Here is a 313-nt window from a genome sequence, read left to right on the forward strand (position 1 = left end):
CGTACGCACCGGAGCACGGACTGCGCTGCAACTCGGCGAAGCTGCTGCTCGACCCGTACGCGCGTGCGATCAGCGGTTCGATCAGCTGGGGCGAGGAGGTCTACGGCTACCACTTCGGCGATCCCGACCGGCGCAACGACCTGGACTCCGCGCCGCACACGATGACGTCGGTCGTGGTCAACCCGTACTTCGACTGGGGCGACGACCGCCTGCCGCGCACCGAGTACCACCACACGGTGATCTACGAGGCCCACGTCAAGGGCCTCACCATGCGGCACCCGGGCCTGCCGGAGGAACTGCGCGGCACCTACGC

The 313-nt window shown here is 68.7% G+C and carries 1 pseudogene; it reads left to right on the plus strand.

Annotation, left to right across the window (positions count from 1 at the left end):
* A pseudogene (locus tag CCL05_RS46225) lies at positions 1-313 on the plus strand (glycogen debranching enzyme); the annotation flags it as partial.

Source organism: Streptomyces africanus (assembly GCF_002150735.1).
GTDB lineage: Bacteria > Actinomycetota > Actinomycetes > Streptomycetales > Streptomycetaceae > Streptomyces > Streptomyces africanus.